We start from the raw sequence: 22736 nt of genomic DNA, 5'->3' as shown, positions 1-22736 counted from the left end.
CGCCCACCAGGGCGGGGCCGTTCGTCTGCCTGGACTTTCCTGGCGAACCGGCCGTTCGCCGCCGCAATATGCGATCTACGCCCCGTTCTCGGCGTTCGCCCGTTTTGCCGGACTCAATCGGGGATGTCCCGGCCGGCCGCCCGGCCTGCGGCTGGAGCCGTCGCAGGCCGACCGGCGGGAGCGTGCCGGGATCAGTGCCAGGTGGCGATGACCGTCTGGCCGCCGACGACCCGGTCGCCGGGGGCTACCTCGGGGGTCGCCTTGTCCGCCGGCAGGTAGACGTCGGTGCGCGATCCGAACCGGATCAGACCGAACCGCTCGCCCTTGGCCAGCAGCGACCCGATCGGCGCCCGCTGCACGATCCGCCGTGCGATCAGCCCGGTGCGCTGCACGACCGCGACCGGCCCGTGGGCGGTCTCCAGGAGCGTGTACGCCGCCACGTTGTGCTCCGCCTCCGGCTTCATCGCCGCCGCGTAGCCGCCGTCCTCGACGAAGTAGTCGACGACCTTGCCGGCCACCGGCGCCCGGTTGACGTGCACGTCGAGCACCGACAGGAACACCGCGACGCGCAGGAACTCCATCTCGCCGAAGCGCTTGTCGAACATCCGCTCGACCCCGAGCACCTTGCCGTCGCTCGCGGCCACCACGGCCTTGGGGTCCTCGGGCACGTCGCGCTGCGGGTCGCGGAAGAACGCCGCCACGGGCGCCGCGGCCAGGGCCGGGACCAGCCACAGCTTCGACTTCGGCCGGGCCGCCTTGGCCAGCGCCGCCAGGCCCAGCGCGATGCCGGCCGCGGCGACACCGTTGGAGTCGATGTTCATGCCCCGGGTCAGCGGCACGCTGGAGGGCCGCGTCGCCGGCAGCAGGTTCGCCGCCGTGGCGTGGTCGGCGGGAGTGTGCCGGAGCCGGTGGACGCGCACCGGCGGGACGTTGCGCAGGACCAGATCGCTGCCGACGCCGTAGAGCGCGGCCTGCCGCTCGACCTCGTCCGCGGCCCCGCTGGGCAGGCGCGTCGCCGGCACGACCACGGTCAGCACGCCGCCGTCGGCGACGAGCTTGGTCAGGCCGGCGAGCACCTCGCGGGCATCCTCGGCGCTGCCGGTGAGCGCCTCGGCATGGACGACGACGTCCGCGGGCTCGGCGGCGTCGATCGACTCGATCACGCGGGTGCGCTCGGCGACCCAGCGGCCCTGGCGTTCGACGTGCTCGCGCAGGGCGGCGGCGCTGCCGGGGCCGGTGGCGACGACGGTCAGCCGGTCCTCGGGCAGCAGCGCGTCGATCGCCGCGGCCAGCGCCGGGGAGCCGGCGGGCGCGCCGATGACCAGGCCGGTCTTGGGGCCGCCGTGGCGGGCGAGCTCGGAGGCGAGAACCCGGGCGGCGCGGTCACCGATCTGGGTCTGGGTCATCTCGAAAGGGCTCCTCAGAGAAGTCAGGGAAGTCGGGAAAGTCAAAAGCCGGCCGACGGGGTTGGCGAACCCCGTCGGCCAGCATATTCCGTGCCGGTGCGAGCCCGTACGTCCTAGTCAAGGTCCAGGTCGTAGTCCGGCGCGTCACCGTTGCCCCCGGCCTTGCTGCGCTCCGACGGTTTGTCGGAGCGCAGCGCCCCCACCAGGCCGAGCCCCCCGAACAGGATCAGGCCGACGGCCACGATCCAGCCCGCATTGAGGTGTACCGAAACAGCCTGGTTGAACAGCCAGACCACCACGATCCCCAGGAAAATCAGGCCGAACGTCAGTGAGACGCCGTCCAGACGGTGTGGCTTCACCGGTACACCTCCACGTTGCCCCACTGCATGTCCAGGTTCAGCGCCAGCTTGCCCCCGCCGGCACCGTCGGTGCCGAGATCCGTGAACGTGCTGGTCTGCTTGAACCCGCTGCAGTCGTTGCCGAACACATTGCAGTCGCCGCCCTGGATGTGCACGGCGACGGTCACGTCGACGTTCTCCGGCACCCTGATCGTCATATTGCCCGCCCCGACCCGGAAGGTGACCTGCACCGGCGTCTCGGCGGTGGTGAAGTCGACCCGGGTCAGGTCGGCGTTGATGTTGCCGATGTCGGTGGAGTACCGCGGCGAGAGGTCATCCACCGACGTCGGCGCGATGCTCATACTCTCGGTCCGGTGCGGCACCGGCGCGCCCGCCGCCGTCGCGATCGCCAGCGCGATGCTCAGCAGCGCGCCGAGCAGGATCAGCACCCGCGCCCGCCCGAGCCACGCGCCCGTGATCAGGCCCAGCGCCGTGATCGCGAGCGGCACCGCGAAGAACGTGCTCACCTTGAAGTCCGCCACGGTGACCTCGAGCACCGCGAGGATGCCCAGCGAGAGCAGGATCAGCGAGAACGTGATCCGGCCGAGCTTCGAGCGCTCCTTCGGCGGCTTCGGCGGCGGGGCCGGCGTCAGCCCCGGGTACGGCGAGATCGGCACCCCCGGCGGCGGCGGATACCCACCGAGGCTCGCCGCATAGGGACTGCTCGTCGCGTAGGGACCGTGCGGCGCGAACGGCGGCCGGTAGCCCGACGCTCCGGTGCCCGGCAGCGGCGGCAGCGGAGGGAGGGGCGGCAACGGCGGGAGCAGGGCCGGCTGCGGCGGCCGCGGGCCCGGTGGCGTCTGTGGCGCCAGGTCGCCGCCCGCCGCGTACGCGGTCTGCACGGTCTGCGTCGTCTCCTGTCCCCTGGTGGGCTCGTAGTCCCTGCGCTCGGTCGGTGCCGCGGTCGTGGTCATGTTCCCCGGCGGCGGGGGTGGCGTGGCCCCCGGCGCCGGCGGGCGCGCCGGTACGGGCCCGAACGACGGCGACCCGAACGACATGGGCCCGTGCGGCTGCGACTGAAACTGCGCCGGCCCGCCGAACGGCGCCCCGGCGGTCGCGAACGGCCCCGGCGCCGGGTTGGGCACCGCGGGCGGCACGTACGGCTCCGCGGGTCCGCCTTGCTGGTTGTTACCCTGCCCGCGTACGACCAGCGCGACCACGCCGACCACGACCGCGAGCCCGACCACGGCAGCGCCGAAGTTCTGCGACATGACCAGCAGGAACGCGAGCACCGCGCCGACCCCGATCACGATCGCCAGCGGCGCCGAGGTCCCGGACCGGCCGCGGCCGAGCAGGGCCTCGAGCGGGGAGCCGGTGTCGCCCTCGGCGGGCAGCAGGAGCCACCCGAGCAGGTACGCGACGATGCTCACCCCACCGGCCAGCGTCAGCACCGCGAAGATGACCCGCCACAGGGTGGGGTCGGTGTTGGTGGCCCGTCCGATGGCCGCGCAGACGCCGGCCACGTATCGCCCCTGCAGCGGCCGTACGAGCAGCGCCCGGTTGAACCCGGCCGGCCCGAACGGCCCTCCACTCCCGAACGGCGGCGGTGGCGGATTTCCGCCCGGTGGCGGAGGCGGCACGTCACCGGGCCCGGGCGGCGGAGGCGGCACACTGCCGGGCGGCGGAGGCGGCGCGGCCGCGAACGGCGGCGCCTCGGGCGGCAACTGCCCGCCAGCCGAAACCGACTCCCCCCGGTCACCCCCCGTCACACCGCCGACCGCCGCCGGCTCCTCCCGGCGCGGCTCGTTCCCGCTGGCACCCCCCGCATCCTCGGCGAGCGTGGCGCCCCCCGCTCCTGCTCCGGTTCCACCCGGAGCCCTAGGCGACATTTCCGAAATGTCGGAAATGTCGCTCGAAGTTGGCGAATCGGTGGACAGCTTCTCCGTGGTGGCTTCGGACGTGGAGCCGGACGCCGCGGTGTCGGACGTCGGCCAGTCGAGGGTGACCGGCACGCCGGGCGGGGCGTAGTCGGCCTCGAAGCGCGGCTCGTCGTGCGCCTTCGCCGCGTTCTCCGCGGCCGGATCGTGCCCGGCCGGGGTCGGCTCGGTCGTCGCATCGGTGTTCTTGCCGGTCGCAGCGTTGTCGGCGCCGATGGCGTGCGGGCCGGGCGGCGTGCGGGCGGGCACCGGCTCCGCGGCCGGTTCCGCGGCGGCGCTGGGGGCCGGCTCGGGGGCGGCAGGCGGGTTCGTCATGTCATCAATGTTCGCGAACCCGATGCACACCCGCCTCAGGCATCGACCCTGACGCCACCCTGATTCTGCGGCTCCGGGGCGTTGGGAGTGGTCCGGCCGTCGCCGTTCGTGTGACGATCTGAGGTACCGAATCCGGACCCCGAGCAGGAACGAGCCTCATGACCAGCCCTTATCCCGTCCGCCGCCTTTACCGCGAGCCCGCCGACCGGGTCGTCGGGGGCGTCGCGGCCGGCCTCGCCGCCCACCTGGGCGCGTCGGTGGTGCTGGTACGCGTGGCGTTCGTGGTGCTGGCCGCGTTCAACGGGCTCGGCGCGCTGCTCTACGCCGCGTTCTGGGCGGTCCTGCCGATGCAGCCGCACGGGCGCGGCGGCGGGCGCAACGTCAACCAGCTCTTCTCGTTCCTCGCGCTCGGCGTCGGCATCGTGGTCCTGCGCCTGATGGTGCAGCCCGACGGCAGCGTCGAGGCGGTGATCGGCTGGCTCGCCGCGATCATCGCGCTCGGCGCCGGCATCATCTGGCACCAGGCCGACCCGAAGCGCCGCGAGCGCTGGTCGGCGACCGTTCCCGGCATGCCGTGGCTGGGCTCGGTGATGGACAACAACCGCAAGTCGTACCTCGTACGCTTCGTCGGCGGCGGCCTGCTCGTGGTCGCGGGCATCATCGGCGTCTTCGTGGTCGGCGTCCCGCTGCGCGGAGTGCCGTTCTCCTCGATCGGCTACGGACTGGGCTTCGCCGCCGTGGCGCTGGCGGGCGTGGGGCTGGCGCTGGCGCCGCTGCTGTACCGCATGTTCACCCAGCTCAGCGCGGAGCGCGAGGCGCGCGTGCGCGAGCAGGAGCGGGCCGAGCTCGCCGCGATGATCCACGATCAAGTGCTGCACACGCTCGCCCTGATCCAGCGCAACGCGGGCGACGTCAAGGAGGTCCAGCGGCTGGCGCGCGGGCAGGAGCGGACGCTGCGCAACTGGCTGTACAAGCCGGCGGCCTCGCCGATGGAGAAGCTCAGCGCGGCGCTGGAGGAGGCGTCGGCCGAGGTCGAGGACACCTTCGCGGTCGCGGTCGAGACCGTCGTCGTCGGTGACGTGGACGTCGACGAGAAGGTCGGCGCGATCGTCGCCGCCGCCCGCGAGGCGCTGGTGAACGCCGCCAAGCACGCGAAGGTACAGACCATCTCGCTCTATGCGGAGGTCGAGCCCGACTGCGTCAGCGTCTTCGTCCGCGACCGGGGCGCCGGCTTCGACCTGTCCGCCGTGGACGATGATCGTCACGGCGTGCGCGGCTCGATCGTCCTGCGCATGCAGCGTCACGGCGGCAAGGCGGAGATCCGCAGCACCCCGGGGGAGGGCACCGAGGTGCGCCTGAGCATGCCGATCGACACGGAGGCCCGGCGCCGCAAGCACGCGGCTCAGGGTGCCGCCCAGAGCGAAAGCGGAGAACGATGAGCACCGAAGAGAGCCAACGCCTGCGGGTGTTCCTGGTCGACGACCACGCCATGTTCCGGGCGGGCGTGCGGGCCGAACTGGGCCTGCACGTCGACGTCGTCGGCGAGGCCAGCGGCGTCGCCGAGGCCGTCCAGAAGATCTCCGGGCTGGAGCCCGATGTCGTACTGCTCGACGTCCACATGCCCGACGGCGGCGGCCGCGCGGTCCTCGACGCGATGCGCCGCAGCCACCCCCACGTGCGCTTCCTGGCTCTCTCGGTCTCCGACGCCGCCGAGGACGTGATCGGCCTGATCCGCGCCGGCGCCCGCGGCTACGTCACCAAGACCATCTCGCCGGACGAGCTGGCCGACGCCATCCGCCGGGTGGCCGACGGCGATGCGGTGTTCTCGCCGCGCCTGGCCGGATTCGTGCTGGACGCGTTCGCCGCCCGCCCGGACACCCCGGTGGCCGACCCGGAGCTGGACCAGCTGACCAACCGCGAACGGGAGGTCCTGCGGCTGCTGGCGCGCGGTTACGCGTACAAGGAGATCGCCAAGGAGCTGTTCATCTCCATCAAGACGGTCGAGACCCACGTGTCCAACGTCCTGCGCAAGCTGCAGATGTCGAACCGGTACGAGCTGTCCCGCTGGGCCGCGGATCGCCGCCTGGTCTGATTTCGGGCGCCCGCCGGGGCTCGCCCCTCGCTCGCCGGCCGCGTGAACCCGGACCAGTCCGCGAGCCCGCCTCCATCGTCAGCAGGCGGCCGCCGTGCCCCGACCTCGTGAGGCTCGGTCGGCACCTGCGGCGGCGCGCTCGGCGATGCGGCTGACGACCACAGCTCGCGCCCATTCGCAGCGATATGGCAGATCCTCACAGGTTCTGTCCATTACTGGGCGATATTGCCAGCTACGGAAGGGCTGCCTTCGTTCACGACGCCTTTATCGGATTTATGCCCTGTCAGGCGAAAAATCCGACATGTCGCGGCACGGAGTGCCCGACATGTCGTGCGAACAGGACCTTCCTGCCGCGTCCGGCTCCCCGGGCGTCGCTGCTTGCCGGTGGATCAGGCGGTGTGGAAGACCGAGTAGCCCTCGGCGAGACGGCCCTCCGGCAGGCCGCCCGCGCGGGCGACCATCCCGTGGCGCTCGCGGAGCATCTCCTCGAAGCCGTCCAGGTGCGCGGTCTGCGAGACGTGCGCGCGCAGGGCCGCGAGCTTGCGCGGGAACACGTCGGTGATGTCGACGAAGTGGTCGGGGGCGGGGCCTCCGCTGTACCAGATCTCGCGCACCGTCCAGGGCTCCAGCCCGATGTCGGTGAACGTGAAGGGGTTGCGCGCGTCCGGGTACACCGCGCAGGTCGTCGCCTCGCCCGCGGCCAGGTGGTCCGGGTGGCTCGGGCCGGCCAGGCGGTCCCAGCGGCGCAGCGGCGAGCTGGTCAGGACGCGGTCGGGGCGGAAGCGCCGGATCGCCGCCGTGATGTCCCGGCGCAGGGCGATCGTGGGCTCGAGGACGCCGTCGTGGTATCCCTCCAGGAACTCCACCTGCTTGACCCCCACGGCCGCGGCGGCCGCGCGCTGCTCGGCCGCGCGCAGGACGGGCATCTGCTCGCGCGGCGTGTCGTCGAAGCCGCCGGCGTCGCCGCGGGTCACGAGCAGATACGCGACCTCGAGGCCGGCGTCGACCCAGGTCGCGATCGTGCCGGCCGAGCCGAAGTCGACGTCGTCGGGGTGAGCGAGCACGCACAGCACGCGCTGCACGTCGTTCAGCGGTGTGGCCGAAGGAGGAAAGCTCATGCTCCTATTAGTACCGCGCCTACAGCGGCCCGCGACCCGCCCGCAGGATCAGCAGGGCCAGCTGGGTGCCGTCGGCGCCGAGCTCCGAGGAGAAGCGCTCGAGGATCTCGCGCTCGCGGGAGAGGACCAGGCGCGTGCCGCCGGCGGCGATGCGGGTCTTGCCGACCTGCTGCGAGATCGCGGCGCGCTCCTTCCACAGGGCGATCAGCGCGGCGTCGATCTCGTCGATGCGGGAGCGCAGACCCGCGATGTGCTCGTCCGGGGAGGTGGGCTGCTGCTCCATGGTGATGGCGGCCATTTCTCTTCGTTCCTTTACTCGGATGGGCTGCTGCTCCGCCCCCGGGAACGCGAACGCCCCGGGCTCGGAGCCCGGGGCGTCGGTAGGTTTTGCGATCAGGCGCGACCTACGGCTGCCGGACTCCGGTAGCCGTAAAAAAAGTAGTGCGCCCGCTCGATCACGACCCGATTATGGCACGGCGTCAAGGCCGGCGGAAAGATCTTCCGCAACGTGGGACGGTCGCTTTTCGGCCACCCGTTCGACCCGCCCGGCGGGTCGGGCGCCGGAAACTGTCGGAGGGTCGGCATAGACTCGCCCCTGCGATGCATGCTCTCTTCGAAGTGCCTCAGTCCCGCCCGCCGCAGCCCGAGGCCCCGGCGGCGCAGTCCCGACCGCCCAAACGCGACCAGCGCGACCTGCTGGAAGGGCTCAACGGCCCCCAGCGCGACGCCGTGACCCACGAGGGGCAGCCGCTGCTCATCGTGGCCGGCGCCGGCTCCGGCAAGACCAAGGTGCTCACGAGCCGCATCGCCTACCTGCTGGCGCACCGCAACGTGCACCCGGGCGAGATCATCGCGATCACGTTCACCAACAAGGCCGCCGGCGAGATGAAGGAGCGGGTCGCCCGGCTGGTGGGCAACCGCGCCCGGCTGATGTGGGTGTCCACGTTCCACTCGGCCTGCGTGCGGATCCTGCGCGCCGAGCACGACCACGCCGGGCTCAAGTCGACGTTCTCGATCTACGACGCCGACGACTCGCGCCGGCTCATGCAGCTCGTCGCGCGCGAGCTGGACCTCGACCCGAAGCGTTACCCGGCGCGCGGGCTCGCCACCCAGGTCTCCAACCTCAAGAACGAGCTGATCGTCCCGGAGACCTTCGCCGACAGTGCGAAGGGGCCGGCCGAGCGGGCGCTCGCGGAGGCCTACACGCTGTATCAGCAGCGGCTCACCGAGGCGCACGCGCTCGACTTCGACGACTTGATCATGCGCGTGGTGCACCTGCTGCAGAGCCACCCCGAGGTCGCCGAGAGCTACCGGCGGCGCTTCCGTCACGTGCTCGTCGACGAGTATCAGGACACCAACCACGCGCAGTACATGCTGGTGAAGGAGCTTGTCGGCGACACCGGAGAGCTGTGCGTGGTCGGCGACGCGGACCAGTCGATCTACGCCTTCCGCGGCGCGACGATCCGCAACATCCTGGAGTTCGAGCGCGACTTCCCCAACGCGCACACGATCCTGCTGGAGCAGAACTACCGCTCCACCCAGACCATCCTCTCCGCGGCCAACGCGGTGATCGGGCGCAACACCGAGCGCAAGCCCAAGCGCCTGTGGAGCGACCAGGGCGAAGGCGAGCAGATCGTCGGATACGTCGCCGACACCGAGCACGCCGAGGCCGACTGGGTCGCCCGGGAGATCGACCGGCTCTCCGACGCCGATGGCGTGCGCCCCGCCGACGTGGCCGTGTTCTACCGGACCAACGCGCAGTCCCGCGTCTTCGAGGAGATGTTCATCCGCTTCGGCCTGCCCTACAAGGTGGTCGGCGGCGTCCGCTTCTACGAGCGCAAGGAGGTCCGCGACGCGCTGGCATACCTGCGCGCCGTGGTCAACGAGGACGACACGGTGAGCGTCCGCCGGGTCCTCAACACCCCGCGCCGCGGCATCGGCGATCGGGCCGAGGCGTGCATCGAGGCGCTGGCGAGCCGGGAGCGGATCTCGTTCGGGGCCGCGCTGCGCCGCGCGAGCGAGGCACCGGGCATCTCGACCCGGGCGGTCAACGCGATCGGCGACTTCGTGGGGCTGCTCGACGACCTGCGCGCCATGGCCGAGACGGCGATGCCCGAGGAGGTCCTGGAGGCGGCGCTGGAGCGCTCCGGATACCTCGGCGAGATCGAGGAGAGCACCGACCCGCAGGAGGCGGGCCGCGTGGAAAACCTGCAGGAGCTGGTCAGCGTCGCCCGGGAATACACGGAGCGCGCCGAGGCCACGCTCGCCGTCGCCGCCGAGCAGGGCGACGCGACCGTCGCGCCCCCGCCGAGCGTCAGCGGCTTCCTGGAGCAGGTCTCCCTCGTCGCCGACGCCGACCAGATCCCCGACGACGACCCCGATCACACCGGCGTCGTGACGCTGATGACCCTGCACACCGCGAAGGGCCTCGAGTTCCCGGTGGTCTTCCTCACCGGCCTGGAGGACAGCGTCTTCCCGCACCAGCGCGCGATGAGCGACCGCAAGGAGCTGGAGGAGGAGCGCCGCCTGGCCTACGTGGGCATCACGCGGGCACGGCAGCGGCTCTACATCTCGCGCGCCGTGACGCGCTCGGCGTGGGGGCAGCCGTCCTACAACCCGCCGTCGCGCTTCCTGGAGGAGCTGCCGCCAGAGCTGCTGCGCTGGGAGCGCACCGACGCGGCGTACACGAGCTGGTCCGGCCGCGCCGGCGTCGGCGGCCGCTCGTCCGGGCGCACCCAGGCCCGCACGTCGTCGTTCGTCGGCGGCACGCCGAAGGCGGCCCAGCTCGCGGCGAAGCTGGGCCTGGACGCCTCGAAGCTGTCCACGGCGAGCGAGCTGCAGCGGGATGTGCCGTCGCTGTCGGTCGGCGACCGGGTCAACCACCAGCGCTACGGCCTCGGCCGCGTCCTGGCCGTCGAGGGCGCCGGGCCGCGGGCGCAGGCCCAGATCGACTTCGGCGACCAGGTGATGTGGATCGTGCTGCGCCACGCCGCTTTGGAGAAGATCTGAACAGCTTTTGACGGCTCGGGCCGCGTCACTATCCGACCGTCGCTCCTCCCGCCAGCGCCTGGTCTGGGTCGGTCTCCGCGAAGCGCGCCGAGCCAGACCAGGCGAAACGGGCCGGGGCCCAGCATTCGCTGGCCCTGGCCCTGCCAGGTCCGCGGGGCCAAGAGCAAAGGCGCTTACGAATAGATCGCTTCCGTGTGCCTCCGGAGGTCGACGCCGTGCTTTCGCATGAAGGCCAGGGGTTCGACCGGCTTGTCGTTCTCGCGCACCTCGAAGTGCAGATGCGACCCGAATGAGTGCCCGGTATTGCCGACCAACGCGATCTTGTCCCCGGCCTTCACCTGCTGCCCCTCTTTGCACAGCAGCTTGGAGGCGTGCCCGTAGACGGTGACGACCCCGCCCCCGTGGTCGATCATCACGTTGTTGCCGTAGCCGCCGTTCCAGCGGCACAGAACGACCTTGCCCGCGGCCACCGCCGTGAACGGGGTTCCCTGCGCCGCGCCGAGGTCGACGCCCGGGTGCAGCCGGCCCCAGCGCTGGCCGAAGAACGAGGTCAGCGTGTACGCGCGCAGCGGCAGGATCCACACGTCCGGCGCGGGCTGGTTGGCCGTGGACGAGGTCCCGTGGACGTCGCCGCGGCTCGCTCGATCGGCCGAACGAGTGGCGACGTCGTCGTAGTTGCCGGCCGACTCGATCGACAGCCCGTCGGTGTGCGGCTCCGGCAGCGCCGTCGCCGTGCCCAGGGCCACCACGCCCGAGCTCACCAGCGCCGTGGTCAGCACGGCCAGATACCGGCTGCGGGGGCCCTGCAGGCGCCGCCGGCCCCGGTAGTTCGCGCGGGCGGATCGTGCATTCACCGCGGGAACCTCCGAATCGAGCCGAATTACGATCTTCAATGAAAAATCGTGAAGGTAAATCAGGAATTGACGAAACCGAAGGTCACGGTAGCGACGGCTGAATCTTTCGCACAAGTTGTGGTGCGCGCCGCGCCGAATGAGGTGTGCAATTCTGCCCGTCGGGTTGGTTGTGCGTAACCGCGGTGCCGTGCGGTCGTTGCTCGCCGCCGCGGCGGGCTGCGGTACTTTCGGCAGGAGGTCCGCAACGGTGCGGGCTCGTCCGATGGCCGCCACGAACGGCCGGGAAGGACCGTGAGGATGAGCGCGCGGACCCGCGTTGTCATCGCCAAGCCTGGCCTCGACGGACACGATCGAGGCGTGAAGATCGTCGCCCGGGCGCTGCGGGACGCCGGCATGGAGGTCATCTACACCGGCCTGCACCAGACGCCCGAGCAGATCGTGGAGACCGCGATCCAGGAGGACGCCGACGCCGTCGGGCTGTCGGTGCTCTCGGGCGCCCATATGACGCTGTTCCGGCGGGTCGTCGAACTGCTCGCCGAGCGCGGCGCCGCCGACGTGACGGTGTTCGGCGGCGGGATCATTCCGGACGAGGACGTGCCGGAGTTGCAGCGGCTCGGCGTGGCCGCCGTCTTCACCCCGGGCGCGACGACTCAGTCGATCGTCGAATGGGCGCGGGCGAATCTCGGCAGCGAATAGGCCGCCGTCAAAGGCTTGAATTCCCGCGGAAGTGGGGAAAAGGGGGAGGGGCCGGACGCACCCCTCACACGTCCGGCCCCTCTATCGCACGATGCCCCGCCGCCACCCCTCGACCGACAGGGCATCGGCCGTTTTGGTGCCGGCCCTACCTGCGGGGCTTTCCCCGTGGGCGGGCCGACACTGCTCTCAACGACGGGCCGCCGGGGAGGTTACGCGGCCCCACCGGTGTCCCCCGGAAGTGAAAACAGGGCCGGAGTGGAATGGGGCACATCGGGAACCCGCGGGGAGCCGGTCGCCCCGCGCGTGGTTAGGCTGCGATCGTTGAGCCGTCCTCGCGATGGGGCAGGCGGCACGGTTGACGGAACGGGACCAACTGTGGACCTGTACGAGTACCAGGGGCGCGCCCTCTTCGCCGAGCACGGGCTGCCCGTGCTCGGCGGCGGTGTCGCGGAGACCCCTGAAGAGGCCAGGGCGATCGCCGAGGATCTCGGTGGCCGGGTCGTCATCAAGGCTCAGGTGAAGGTCGGCGGCCGCGGTAAGGCGGGCGGCGTGAAGCTGGCGGAGGGCGCCGACGAGGCGACCGCCCACGCGACCAACATCCTTGGCATGGACATCAAGGGCCACACGGTCCACAAGGTGATGGTCACCACCACGGCCGACATCGCCGAGGAGTACTACTTCTCCTACCTTCTCGACCGCGCGAACCGCACGTTCCTGTGCATCGCCAGCGTCGCCGGCGGCATGGAGATCGAGACCGTCGCGCACGACGCCCCGGAGAAGGTGGCCAAGGTCGCCATCGACGCGGTGAAGGGCGTCGACGAGCAGACGGCGCGGAAGATCGTCGAGCAGGCCAAGTTCCCGGCCGACGTCGCCGACCAGGTCGTGTCGATCGCGGTCAAGCTGTGGCAGGCGTTCGTCGCCGAGGACGCCACGCTGGTCGAGGTCAACCCGCTGGCCAAGACCGCCGACGGCACCGTGCTGTGCCTGGACGCGAAGGTCACCCTCGACGCGAACGCCGACTTCCGGCAGCCCGAGCACGAGGCTCTGGAGGACAAGGCCGCGACCGACCCGCTGGAGCAGGCGGCCAAGGAGAAGAACCTCAACTACGTCAAGCTCGACGGCAACGTCGGCATCATCGGCAACGGCGCGGGCCTGGTCATGTCGACCCTGGACGTCGTGGCGTACGCCGGCGAGGGCCTCGGCAGCAAGCCGGCGAACTTCCTCGACATCGGCGGCGGCGCCAGCGCCCAGGTGATGGCCAACGGCCTGGAGATCGTGCTGGGCGACCCCGACGTCAAGAGCGTCTTCGTCAACGTCTTCGGCGGCATCACCGCCTGCGACGCGGTCGCCAACGGCATCGTGCAGGCCCTGAAGCTGCTCAAGGACCGCGGCGAGGCGGTCGCCAAGCCGCTCGTGGTCCGCCTCGACGGCAACAACGCCGAAGAGGGTCGCCGCATCCTCGACGAGGCCGCCAACCCGCTGATCGAGCGGGTCGACACGATGGACGGCGCGGCCCGCCGGGCCGCCGAGCTCGCAGCGAGTGGGGTGTAACGACCATGGCGGTATGGCTGACCGAGTCCAGCAAGGTCATCGTCCAGGGCATGACCGGCGCCGAGGGCTCCAAGCACACCCGGCGCATGCTCGCCGCGGGCACCGACGTGGTCGGCGGCGTGAACCCGCGCAAGGCGGGCCAGCAGGTCGACTTCGACGGCACGAAGCTGCCGGTCTTCGCCAGCGTCGCGGAGGCGATGGAGCAGACCGGCGCCGACACCAGCGTCATCTTCGTCCCGCCGGCCGGCACCCGCTCGGCCGCGGTCGAGGCGATCGACGCGCAGATCCCGCTCGCCGTGGTCATCACCGAGGGCGTGCCGGTGCACGACACCGCCTGGTTCTGGGCCTACGCGCAAGAGGCCGGGAACAAGACGCGCATCATCGGCCCCAACTGCCCCGGCATCGCGAGCCCCGGCAAGTCCAACGCCGGCATCATCCCCGCCGACATCACCGGCCCCGGCAAGATCGGCCTGGTGAGCAAGTCGGGCACGCTGACGTACCAGATGATGTACGAACTGCGTGACATCGGCTTCTCCACCTGCATCGGCATCGGCGGCGACCCGGTCATCGGCACGACCCACATCGACGCGCTCGCCGCGTTCGAGGCCGACCCGGAGACCGCCGCGATCGTCATGATCGGCGAGATCGGCGGCGACGCCGAGGAGCGGGCCGCGGAGTTCATCAAGGCCAACGTGCGCAAGCCGGTCGTCGGCTACATCGCCGGCTTCACCGCCCCGCCCGGCAAGACCATGGGGCACGCCGGCGCGATCATCTCCGGCTCGGCGGGCACCGCCGACGCCAAGAAGCTCGCGCTGGAGGCGGCCGGCGTCGCGGTCGGCAAGACCCCGACCGAGACCGCCAACCTCATGCGGGACATCGTCACCGCCCTGTGAGTGCAAGTCCGGACGGCCGGGGTTAGTGACCGGCCGTCCGGACTTTGGCAAAGTGAAGGCGATGCCGACCACCCCAGAGGAACCAGACGAGGGGGCGCAGACCCGGCTCGCCGCCCGCGAGACCGTCCGACTGCCGATCCAGCGACGCGCGGTGCGCGGCAAGGGCCCTGCCCGCCGCCCGGCCCGGCGTGCCCCGCTGGCGCTCGCCGCCGTAATCGGATCGCTGTGGGCCGCCCTGGTCTCGCTGATGCCCACGCTGATCGTGGTGTGGCTGCTGTACGCCCTCGACAGCGCCGGCGCCCCGCTGACCCAGGTCCTGCGGCTCGGGCTCGCCGGGTGGCTGCTGGCGCACTGGGTACCGCTGGAAACCGGCGTCGGCCCGCTCAGCCTCGCCCCGCTGGGGCTCACCGCCATCGCCGCCTGGCGGGTCTACCGCGCCGGCGTCCACACCGCCCGCGCCATCGGCGCCCGGGCCCATCACCGGGGTAAGCCGTGGTCCCCCTGGCCGGCCGCGCGCGCCGGGGTCGCCATCGCTGTCGTCTACGCGGTCCTCGGCGCCCTCGCCGCGGTGGTCGCCGCGCACAAGGGTGTCGCGGTCGGAGCCGTGCGCGCCGCGCTCACGTTCGCCGGGTTCGGCCTCGTCGCGGGCTCGCTGGGGGCGTTCGCCGAGGCCCGCGGGATCGCCCGGCTCGCCGCGCGCACGCCCCGGGTCCTGCGCGACGCGACCCGCACCGGGGCCGTCGCCGCGCTGCTCGTGCTCGGTGCCGGGGCGGCCACGGTCGGCATGGCGGTCGCGGTCAGCGGCGGCGACGCGAGCCAGATCATCGACGACTACCACACCGGCATCGCCGGGCAGATCGGGCTCGTCGTGGTGTGCGGGTTCTTCGCGCCGGACGTGGCCGTCTGGGCGGCCAGCTACCTCGTCGGGCCCGGCTTCACGATCGGCTCCGAGACCTTCATCAGCGCCGCGCACGTGACGGTGGGGGCCCTGCCCGCCGTACCGCTGCTGGCTGGTCTTCCGTCGACCCCGGCCACCGGCTATGCCCCGCTGCTGCTGGGCCTGCCGCTGCTGGCGGCCCTGATCGCGGGGTGGCTGCTGGCCCGGCGGTCGCTTCGCCTGGACCCCGAGCGCCCCTGGCTCCCGCTGCTGGGCGCGGCGGCCCTGGCCGGCCCGGTCGCCGGCGTGCTGCTCGCGCTGGTCTCCGCGGCCGCGAGCGGCTCGCTCGGCGCAGCCGGGCTCAGCGACGTCGGGCCGCACTCGGGCGCGGTCGGCTTCGTCGCCATGTTCATGGTCGCGATCGGCACCCTGCTGTCCACGGCCGCGACGAAGGTGGCGCTGCGCGCGAAAAGGGCGCGCGAGTAGCTCTCGCGCGCCCTTTGTCGAGGGTCAGGCCCCGATCACGGGTAGGTGCTGAGGCTGAAGTTGAGCGCGAAGGCCGCGATGATGACGATGAGGAACAGGCCGACGGCCGAAGCGCCACAGATGAGGCCGGCCTTGGCCTGGCCCTCGTTGGTCGCGAGGCCCTGCTTGGCCTTGTTCATGCCGAGGTAGCTCACGATCGCGGCGGCGATGCCCAGGGGCAGGCCGATGTAGCAGCAGAAGACCAGCGGGATCGCCGCGATGCCCAGGATCATGCCGACCAGGCCGAGCGTGTTCTGCGGCTGCTGCGGCGCGCCGTAACCGCCGGGAGCGGCGTTGTAGCCGGCCGGGTACGCGCCGCCGGACGTGGGGTAGGCCCCGCCCGAGGTCGGGTACGGCGTGCCGGAGACCGGCGGCTGCTGCGCATACGGGTCCTGGTACGCCGGCTGCTGCTGCTGCTGCGGCTGGGCGTACGGGTCCTGGTACGCCGGCGGCTGGGGCTGCGCGTACGGGTCCTGGTATCCAGGCTGCTGACCGTACTGCGGCTGCTGGCCGTACTGTGGCTGCTGACCGTAGGGATCCTGGTTGGGCTGCTGCCCGTACGGATCCTGGCCCGGTGGTGGGTAGCCCATGAGTGATGGCTCCTAAAGCTGGGGACGACTCGCTGCGATGGTGGTTCGCATCAGGGTAGTCCCGCGGGGATACGGAACCACGGCAGCCTACTTGCCCAGCTCAACTCTGTGCAGCGGTAAACGATGGAGTATCGATAACTGGACCACTGAGTGGTGGCAATCGTCCCGGTTTCGCCGTAATCACGCGGGCAGCTCGACGCTGAGCAGGGCCCCTGCCCGGTCTCGCGCGGAGCGCGAGACACCCGGTCCATTACAGTTTTGTGGTGACCGTTCGGCTTGTCGTGCTCGTGTCCGGTTCCGGGTCAAACCTGCAGGCCCTGCTCGATGCCGCCGAGGATCCGGCGTATGGCGCCGAGGTCGTCGCGGTCGGCGCCGACCGCCCCTCGATCGAGGGGCTCGCGCGTGCGGAGCGTCACGGCATGCCCACCTTCGTGTGCCGGGTGGCCGACTTCGAAAGCCGCGACGAGTGGGACGCCGCGCTGCTGGCCGAGTGCTCCCGCTTCCAGCCGGACCTGGTCGTCTCGGCCGGCTTCCTGAAGCTGGTTGGACCGCGTTTTCTGGGGGAGTACGAGGGGCGCTACATCAACACCCACAACGCGCTGCTGCCGGCGTTCCCCGGCATCCACGGCCCGCGCGACGCGCTGGCCTACGGCGTGAAGCTCGCGGGCGCCACGCTGCACTTCGTCGACAGCGGCGTCGACACCGGGGCGATCATCGCGCAGGTCGCGGTGCCCGTCCTCGACGACGACACCGAGGACACGCTCCTGGAACGGATCAAAGTGGCCGAGCGCCGCCAGCTGGTCGACACGGTCGGCCGCATGGCGCGCGACGGCTGGACCGTCAACGAACGAAAGGTCAGGCTGGGCCGTGGCTAACCGCCGTCCCATCAGGCGCGCGCTCATCAGCGTGTACGACAAGACCGGGCTCGAGGAGCTGGCGCGCGCGCTGGCCGGCGCCGGCGTCGAGCTGGTGTCCACCGGCTCCACCGCCGGTCGCATCGAGGCCCTCGGCCTCCCCGTCACGCGGGTCGAGCAGCTGACGGGCTTCCCCGAGACGCTGGACGGGCGGGTCAAGACCCTGCACCCGAAGGTCCATGCCGGCCTGCTCGCCGACCTGCGCCTGGAGGCCCACGCCGCCCAGCTCGGCGAGCTCGGGATCGAGCCCTTCGAGCTGCTGATCTCCAACCTCTACCCGTTCACCGACACGGTCGCCTCCGGCGCGTCCGACGACGAGTGCGTCGAGCAGATCGACATCGGCGGCCCGGCCATGGTGCGCGCCGCAGCCAAGAACTTCCACAGCGTCGCGGTCGTGACCTCGCCGGCCTCCTACGACGCGGTACTGCAGGCCGTGGCCGACGGCGGCTTCACGCTGGACGAGCGCCGGTCGCTGGCAGGGCAGGCCTTCGCCCACATCGCGGAGTACGACGTCGCCGTCGCCGCCTGGTTCGCCCGCGACGACCAGCGCTTCGCCGGCACCGCGCTGCGCCAGGCGGCGACCCTGCGCTACGGCGAGAACCCGCACCAGTCCGCCGCGCTCTACACCGACCCGGCCGCCGCCCCTGGCCTGGCCCAGGCCGAGCAGCTCGGCGGCAAGGAGATGTCCTACAACAACTACGTGGACGCCGACGCGGCCTGGCGCGCCGCCCACGACTTCACCGAGCCGTGCGTGGCGATCATCAAGCACGCGAACCCCTGCGGCATCGCGGTCGGCGCCGACGTCGCCGAGGCCCACCGCAAGGCGCACGCCTGCGATCCGGTCAGTGCCTACGGCGGGGTGATCGCCGTCAACGCCCCCGTCTCGGCCGACCTGGCCAAGCAGATCAGCGAGATCTTCACCGAGGTCGTGGTCGCGCCGGAGTACGCCCCCGACGCCATCGAGATTCTGACGGCCAAAAAGAACCTGCGGGTCCTCCGCGCGCCCGCCTGGTCGTCGGCGCGTCTCGAGCAGCGGCAGATCTCCGGCGGCGTCCTCGTCCAGGCGGCCGACCGCATCGACGCCGACGGCGACTCGCCGGCGAACTGGACCCTCGTCACCGGCACCGCCGCTGACGAGGAGACGCTGCGCGACCTGGCCTTCGCCTGGCGGGCGGTGCGGGCCGTGAAGTCGAACGCGATCCTGCTCGCCTCCGCCGGCGCGACCGTCGGCGTCGGCATGGGGCAGGTCAACCGGGTCGACTCGGTGCGCCTGGCGATCAGCCGCGCCGGCGAGCGGGTCACCGGCTCCGTCTGCGCCTCCGACGCCTTCTTCCCGTTCCCCGACGGGCCGGAGGCCCTGATCGCCGCGGGCGTGAAGGCGATCGTGCAGCCGGGCGGGTCGATCCGCGACGAGCAGGTCATCGCCGCCGCCCAGGCCGCCGGCGTGACCATGTACTTCACCGGGACCCGGCACTTCTTCCACTAGCCGCGTGCGTCGCCCCCGTCACGGCAGCGTGACGGGGGCGGGCACCTTCGCCCCGAAGTACGTCGCGACCGCGTCGCTGACCGCGTGCGCGCCCTTCGCCAGCGTGCCGCCCGGCCTCTGCTCGTACATGGCGGCCACGACGTAACGCTCCCCGTCGCCCGCGAACCCGACGGTGTGCGTGACCCAGACGTTGCGGCCGTCGACGGGCTTCTCGGCCCAGCCGTCCTTGTTGCCGGGCCGCAGCCCCGAGCCGGCCGCCCACACGCCCCAGCGCTGGTTGGACGCGACCTTCCGCAGCGTCGTGACCAGATACGTCCGGCTGGTCGAGTCCGTCTTCTCCAGCACGTACGTCATGAGGTTCTGCAGATCCTCGGCGCCGCACTCCAGGTTGCGCCAGAAGGTTTCGTACCCGCTGATGACGGCGAGACCGCTCATGCCGAACTTCGTCCGGAACCGCTCGAGCATGCCCGGCCCGTCGTACTTGTTCCACAGCGCGGTCGCCGCATCGTTGTCCGAGTTGATCAGCGCCTTGTCCAGGTTCGACCGGTCGGCCGAGTCCAGCGTGACCTGCTTGGCCTGGCTCCGCTCCAGCAGATCGGTCGCGATCGCCAGCTTGATCGTCGAAGCCGTCCAGGTTTTCGCCTTCGTGTCACCGGCCCGCCAGACCGCGCCGGTCTGCCGGTCCCGCACGATGATGCCCAGCGTCCCCGGCTGCTGCTGCACGAACGCGAGCGCCTGCGCACCCCGGTCCTTGACGGCGCCGGCACTGGGCGAGGCCCCCTTGCCCGCCAGCCCCGCCGCCCCGCCATCGTCGTCCATCTGCCGCCCCTGGCTCTGGCTCTGCACCGCCGCTGGCGCCTGATCGGCCGGCGGGGATGCGTCGTCGCCGCAAGCGGCCAGGGCAGCCAGGGTGAGGAGGGCGACAACGCCGCGCCGGAGCAGCACGCCCTGCACTCTAATGGCAGGATCAGGTTCCGTGACGGCAACGATTCTCGACGGCAAGGCAACGGCGACCGCCATAAAGGACGAGCTGCGCGTTCGCGTGGATGCGCTCAGGGCCCGCGGCGTCGTGCCCGGCCTGGGCACGATCCTGGTGGGCGACGACCCGGGCTCCCACGCGTACGTGGCGGGCAAACACCGCGACTGCGCCGAGGTCGGCATCGCCTCGATCCGCCGCGACCTGCCCGCCACGGCAACCCAGTCCGAGGTGGAGCGAGCGGTCGCCGACCTGAACGCCGACCCGGCCTGCACCGGCTACATCGTGCAGCTGCCGCTGCCCGCCGGCTTGGACGAGCAACGAATCCTGCAGCTGATCGACCCGGACAAGGACGCCGACGGCCTGCACCCGACCAACCTGGGCCGCCTGGTGCTGAACATCCCGGCCCCCCTCCCGTGCACCCCGAACGGCATAGTCCAGCTCCTGCGCCGCTACGACGTGCCGATCAACGGAGCCGAGGTGACGGCAATCGGCCGAGGCACGACGGCGGGCCGCCCCCTGGGCCTGATCTTTACCCGCAAGACCGAGAACGCCACGGTGACCCTGTGCCACACCGGCACCCGCGACCTGCCCGCCCACACCAGAAACGCGGACATCATCATCGTCGCCGCAGGCTCAGCGGGCCTGCTGACCAAAGACATGGTCAAGCCCGGCGCCGCGGTCCTGGACGTAGGCGTGACCAGAATCATCGACGAGTCCGGCAAGTCCCGCCTGGCCGGCGACGTGTCCCCGGACGTGGCCGAGGTGGCGGGCTACCTGGCCCCCATGCCGGGCGGCGTAGGCCCGATGACAAGGGCAATGCTCCTGGCCAACGTGGTAGACCTGGCCGAACGCCAACCCACCCCCTGACCGACGGGCGGCCTGGGTGCTGGCCCGCCAGCCCCAGCACCCAGCCGCTTAACGTGGCCCTCGCGTGAGTCGCCACAGGTTCCCGGTTCGCACGGCCCGTCCCTCCACACCGAGTCGAACACCCACCGGTTCACGCGCGCCCCTTCCGCCGAGTCGAACGCCCGCCGGTTCGCGCGGCGCGTCCCTCCACACCGAGTCACGCCCACCGGCCGACACGAGCGTCTCGAACCCGATCACGGCCAGCCGCAGCCCGCCGCCCGGCCGGTAGGTTCGCGCGAGGCCCTTCCGCCGAGTCTCACGCCCATTGGTTCGCGCGGCGCCGCTCCCTTCCGTCAAGTCGCGCGTACACCGTCACGCACAGCCCTCGGCTTCGGCGCGGGCCCGGCCCCTCCTGCGTCGGCGTGCGCGCGAGCCGGCCTCTCTGTTGCCGTCTCGGCATTTCCTCCTCCGCTCCCCGCCCGCCGCGCCGCACCCGCCGCCCTCCGCGCGACAGCTCGAACCTGGCCACGATCGTGCCGAGATCGTCGGGCCGCCCGCCGGGAAACGTGCTCCGCCCCCGCGGGCGTTCGCGATCAGGTCGGCCGGCATGACCACCGGGCGGTCCGGCGCCCCGGTCTCGGCCTCTCCATCCCTGGCGCCGCGGTCTCGGCCGGAAGGGACGTGGCCATCAGGGTCGTGACCGGCGAGCGCACGGTGTGGTGCCCGCGCCGTGTGGTCAGGTGGCACTCAGGAACAGCTGCGTGGCCTTCTCCTCCCGGGTCGCTATTACGGCGTGGGCGCCGGCGGCGGCGATGGTGGCCTCCGGGCAGCGGGTCGTGCAGGCGATGGCGCGCTGCTCCTTCGTCGAGCCGTCGCTGGTCGAGATCGTGAGCAGGCGGAAGGCACCGGCGGTGTTGCGCCACAGGACATAGACGCGGCCGTCCGCCGCCGTGGCCGCCGCCGGCTGGTAGCCGCCAAGGCCGGCTAGGCCGACGTTCCACTGCACCTTGCCGGTCTTGACCTCGACCGAAGCGAGGTGTGCCTGCGCGGACCCGGGATCGGCGTAGATCAGGCTCGCCCCGGCGTCGACCGGCAGCGTGCCAGCCGCGTCGTGGCCCGTGCCGACCGTGCCGGTGTCCGCCTCTATGTACACGGCCCGCTGCGGCGCCGCGCCGGTCAGCGTGACGAAGCCGTCGCCCACGGAGTGCACCTTCAGCTCCGCGGTCCCGCGCTGGCTCGCGCGCCACGACCAGCGCTCCGCCCCGGTCGCCGCGGCCAGCCCGACGGCCACGTCGTCGACCCCCTGCGAGCGGCAGCGCAGCGCCACCGCCACAGTGTCGGGCGCGCCCGCGACGTCAGTCACGTCGCACGCCGCCCCGCCGCGCGCCGGCGTCCACCGCCACCGCTGAACCCCGTTGCGCGCGTCGATGCCGAGCAGGTCCCCGGCACCGATCCCGGCCCCGGACAGGACCGCCGTGTGCCCGGCGGCATGCACGGTCGCCATCTTTCCCGACTGGTAGCGCTGGGAGAACCGCGCGGCCCCGTTGCCCGCGTCGAGCGCGGTGACCAGCACCCCGTCGTTGGTGCCGAACACGATCACGACCGCGTCGTCGACGAGCCCCGCGGCCTGGCTGGGCAGGTCGGAGCGCAGATACTGCCAGGCTGCGGTGCCGCTGCCGAGCCAGACCGCCCGGATGCCGTCGCTCGCCCGGAGGATCGCCAGGTCCTTGTAAACACCCACGAGCTCGATGCCCGCATACGGCAACGGCCACGTTGGTGACATCCCGGCCGGCTCCGCCCCGGCTGTCGTCGAGTCGACGAATCGCCCCTCCCGTGCCCAGTCGACGGCGAATCCGGAGGCCGTTGCTAGTGCCGCCAGAACGACCCCGACCGCGGTCCACGGCCGCCAGTCCGCGCCCGGCAGCGCGCCCATGCCGGCGACGGCCAGCGCCGCCCAGCCCACGACCAGCGCTGCGGCCCCCACGACCGTGACCGGTCCGCCGGACCCGATGCCGGTGCTCGGCTCGACCAGGCGTGCGAGCGCCACCGCGATGACGGCCGCGGCGAGGCCGGACACCGCGGCCACCACGGCGATCAGCCTGGCCCGGCGCGGCTCCGTCCGCACATACGCCAGGCAGAGGCCGCTCAGCAGCGGCCCCAGGAACGCGATCCCGGCGATCGTGGTCAGGTCCGGATGCTTGCCGCCCGCGATCGTCCACGGCAGCGCCAGACCGGCGATGGTCACGACTGTGCCGAGCCCGATGACGACGACGCCTGCTGCGCGAGCGGTGAGGTTCACGAGGACAGGAT

The 22736-nt window shown here is 72.0% G+C and carries 19 protein-coding genes; 10 read left to right on the top strand and 9 right to left on the bottom strand.

What is annotated here, in order from left to right:
• Window positions 1-191 precede the first annotated feature (191 nt).
• The 3 genes from ACQPY0_RS54110 to ACQPY0_RS54100 form a co-directional block, all read right to left on the bottom strand.
• On the bottom strand, window positions 192-1406 hold the full coding sequence (locus tag ACQPY0_RS54110; RefSeq protein ID WP_432980171.1) for a phosphatidylserine decarboxylase: 1215 nt from the start codon (window positions 1404-1406) through the stop codon (window positions 192-194).
• 113 nt (window positions 1407-1519) lie between these two features.
• Window positions 1520-1765 carry a hypothetical protein gene (locus tag ACQPY0_RS54105; RefSeq protein ID WP_432980168.1) on the bottom strand — a complete coding sequence of 82 codons (246 nt, stop codon included), beginning with the start codon at window positions 1763-1765 and terminating at the stop codon, window positions 1520-1522.
• A complete protein-coding gene (locus ACQPY0_RS54100; RefSeq protein ID WP_432980165.1) occupies window positions 1762-3996 on the bottom strand; it encodes a PspC domain-containing protein in 2235 nt (744 codons plus the stop codon). The genes ACQPY0_RS54105 and ACQPY0_RS54100 overlap by 4 nt, the downstream gene beginning before the upstream one ends.
• Window positions 3997-4154: 158 nt before the next feature.
• On the opposite strand from ACQPY0_RS54100, the gene ACQPY0_RS54095 reads away from it, so the two are divergent.
• Together ACQPY0_RS54095 and ACQPY0_RS54090 are read left to right on the top strand one after the other, a co-directional pair.
• A complete protein-coding gene (locus ACQPY0_RS54095; protein WP_432980162.1) occupies window positions 4155-5435 on the top strand; it encodes a sensor histidine kinase in 1281 nt (426 codons plus the stop codon).
• Window positions 5432-6088, top strand: a complete 657-nt coding sequence (locus ACQPY0_RS54090) for a response regulator (RefSeq protein WP_432980159.1) — start codon at window positions 5432-5434, stop codon at window positions 6086-6088. Before ACQPY0_RS54095 ends, ACQPY0_RS54090 begins: the two co-directional genes overlap by 4 nt.
• A 389-nt stretch (window positions 6089-6477) precedes the next feature.
• Here ACQPY0_RS54090 and ACQPY0_RS54085 read toward each other — a convergent pair whose 3' ends face one another.
• Entirely contained in the window at window positions 6478-7206 is a 729-nt protein-coding gene (locus ACQPY0_RS54085; protein ID WP_432980156.1) for a PIG-L deacetylase family protein, read from the bottom strand.
• Between the two features lie 19 nt (window positions 7207-7225).
• Window positions 7226-7504 (bottom strand): chorismate mutase, encoded by a 279-nt coding sequence (locus tag ACQPY0_RS54080; protein ID WP_432980153.1) that lies wholly within the window; start codon window positions 7502-7504, stop codon window positions 7226-7228.
• Between the two features lie 302 nt (window positions 7505-7806).
• Here ACQPY0_RS54080 and pcrA point away from each other — a divergent pair, with 302 nt between their 5' ends.
• Window positions 7807-10215: a DNA helicase PcrA gene (gene pcrA / locus ACQPY0_RS54075; protein WP_432980150.1), complete on the top strand. Its 2409-nt coding sequence runs from the start codon at window positions 7807-7809 to the stop codon at window positions 10213-10215.
• A gap of 173 nt (window positions 10216-10388) precedes the next feature.
• Here pcrA and ACQPY0_RS54070 read toward each other — a convergent pair whose 3' ends face one another.
• Window positions 10389-11069: a M23 family metallopeptidase gene (locus ACQPY0_RS54070; protein ID WP_432980147.1), complete on the bottom strand. Its 681-nt coding sequence runs from the start codon at window positions 11067-11069 to the stop codon at window positions 10389-10391.
• 297 nt (window positions 11070-11366) lie between these two features.
• On the opposite strand from ACQPY0_RS54070, the gene ACQPY0_RS54065 reads away from it, so the two are divergent.
• From ACQPY0_RS54065 to ACQPY0_RS54050, 4 genes are all read left to right on the top strand, one after another.
• Window positions 11367-11765 carry a cobalamin B12-binding domain-containing protein gene (locus ACQPY0_RS54065; protein WP_432980144.1) on the top strand — a complete coding sequence of 133 codons (399 nt, stop codon included), beginning with the start codon at window positions 11367-11369 and terminating at the stop codon, window positions 11763-11765.
• 375 nt (window positions 11766-12140) lie between these two features.
• On the top strand, window positions 12141-13316 hold the full coding sequence (gene sucC, locus ACQPY0_RS54060) for an ADP-forming succinate--CoA ligase subunit beta (protein WP_432980141.1): 1176 nt from the start codon (window positions 12141-12143) through the stop codon (window positions 13314-13316).
• A 5-nt stretch (window positions 13317-13321) separates the two neighbouring features.
• The gene (gene sucD, locus ACQPY0_RS54055; protein WP_432980138.1) at window positions 13322-14209 is read left to right on the top strand and encodes a succinate--CoA ligase subunit alpha; all 888 of its coding nucleotides are present in this window, start codon (window positions 13322-13324) and stop codon (window positions 14207-14209) included.
• 61 nt (window positions 14210-14270) lie between these two features.
• Complete coding sequence (locus tag ACQPY0_RS54050) at window positions 14271-15572, top strand: cell division protein PerM (protein ID WP_432980135.1); 1302 nt, start codon at window positions 14271-14273, stop codon at window positions 15570-15572.
• Window positions 15573-15607: 35 nt separating this feature from the next.
• Here the strand turns inward: ACQPY0_RS54050 and ACQPY0_RS54045 are convergent, their stop codons facing one another.
• Window positions 15608-16201, bottom strand: coding sequence for a DUF4190 domain-containing protein (locus ACQPY0_RS54045; protein ID WP_432980132.1), 594 nt, complete (start codon window positions 16199-16201; stop codon window positions 15608-15610).
• Between the two features lie 263 nt (window positions 16202-16464).
• On the opposite strand from ACQPY0_RS54045, the gene purN reads away from it, so the two are divergent.
• The gene (gene purN / locus ACQPY0_RS54040; protein WP_432980129.1) at window positions 16465-17076 is read left to right on the top strand and encodes a phosphoribosylglycinamide formyltransferase; all 612 of its coding nucleotides are present in this window, start codon (window positions 16465-16467) and stop codon (window positions 17074-17076) included.
• Window positions 17069-18601, top strand: coding sequence for a bifunctional phosphoribosylaminoimidazolecarboxamide formyltransferase/IMP cyclohydrolase (purH, locus tag ACQPY0_RS54035; RefSeq protein ID WP_432980126.1), 1533 nt, complete (start codon window positions 17069-17071; stop codon window positions 18599-18601). Before purN ends, purH begins: the two co-directional genes overlap by 8 nt.
• A gap of 18 nt (window positions 18602-18619) precedes the next feature.
• Here the strand turns inward: purH and ACQPY0_RS54030 are convergent, their stop codons facing one another.
• Window positions 18620-19546 carry a hypothetical protein gene (locus tag ACQPY0_RS54030; RefSeq protein ID WP_432980123.1) on the bottom strand — a complete coding sequence of 309 codons (927 nt, stop codon included), beginning with the start codon at window positions 19544-19546 and terminating at the stop codon, window positions 18620-18622.
• A 31-nt stretch (window positions 19547-19577) separates the two neighbouring features.
• On the opposite strand from ACQPY0_RS54030, the gene ACQPY0_RS54025 reads away from it, so the two are divergent.
• A complete protein-coding gene (locus tag ACQPY0_RS54025; protein ID WP_432980120.1) occupies window positions 19578-20447 on the top strand; it encodes a bifunctional methylenetetrahydrofolate dehydrogenase/methenyltetrahydrofolate cyclohydrolase in 870 nt (289 codons plus the stop codon).
• Window positions 20448-21162: 715 nt separating this feature from the next.
• Here the strand turns inward: ACQPY0_RS54025 and ACQPY0_RS54020 are convergent.
• A complete protein-coding gene (locus ACQPY0_RS54020) occupies window positions 21163-22725 on the bottom strand; it encodes a hypothetical protein (protein ID WP_432980117.1) in 1563 nt (520 codons plus the stop codon).
• Between the last annotated feature and the right edge of the window lie 11 nt (window positions 22726-22736).

It is taken from the genome of Dactylosporangium sp. CA-233914, from assembly GCF_050942935.1.
GTDB lineage: Bacteria > Actinomycetota > Actinomycetes > Mycobacteriales > Micromonosporaceae > Dactylosporangium.
The sequence above is the reverse complement of the archived record's forward strand: the minus strand, read 5'-3'. Positions and strand labels throughout refer to the sequence as shown.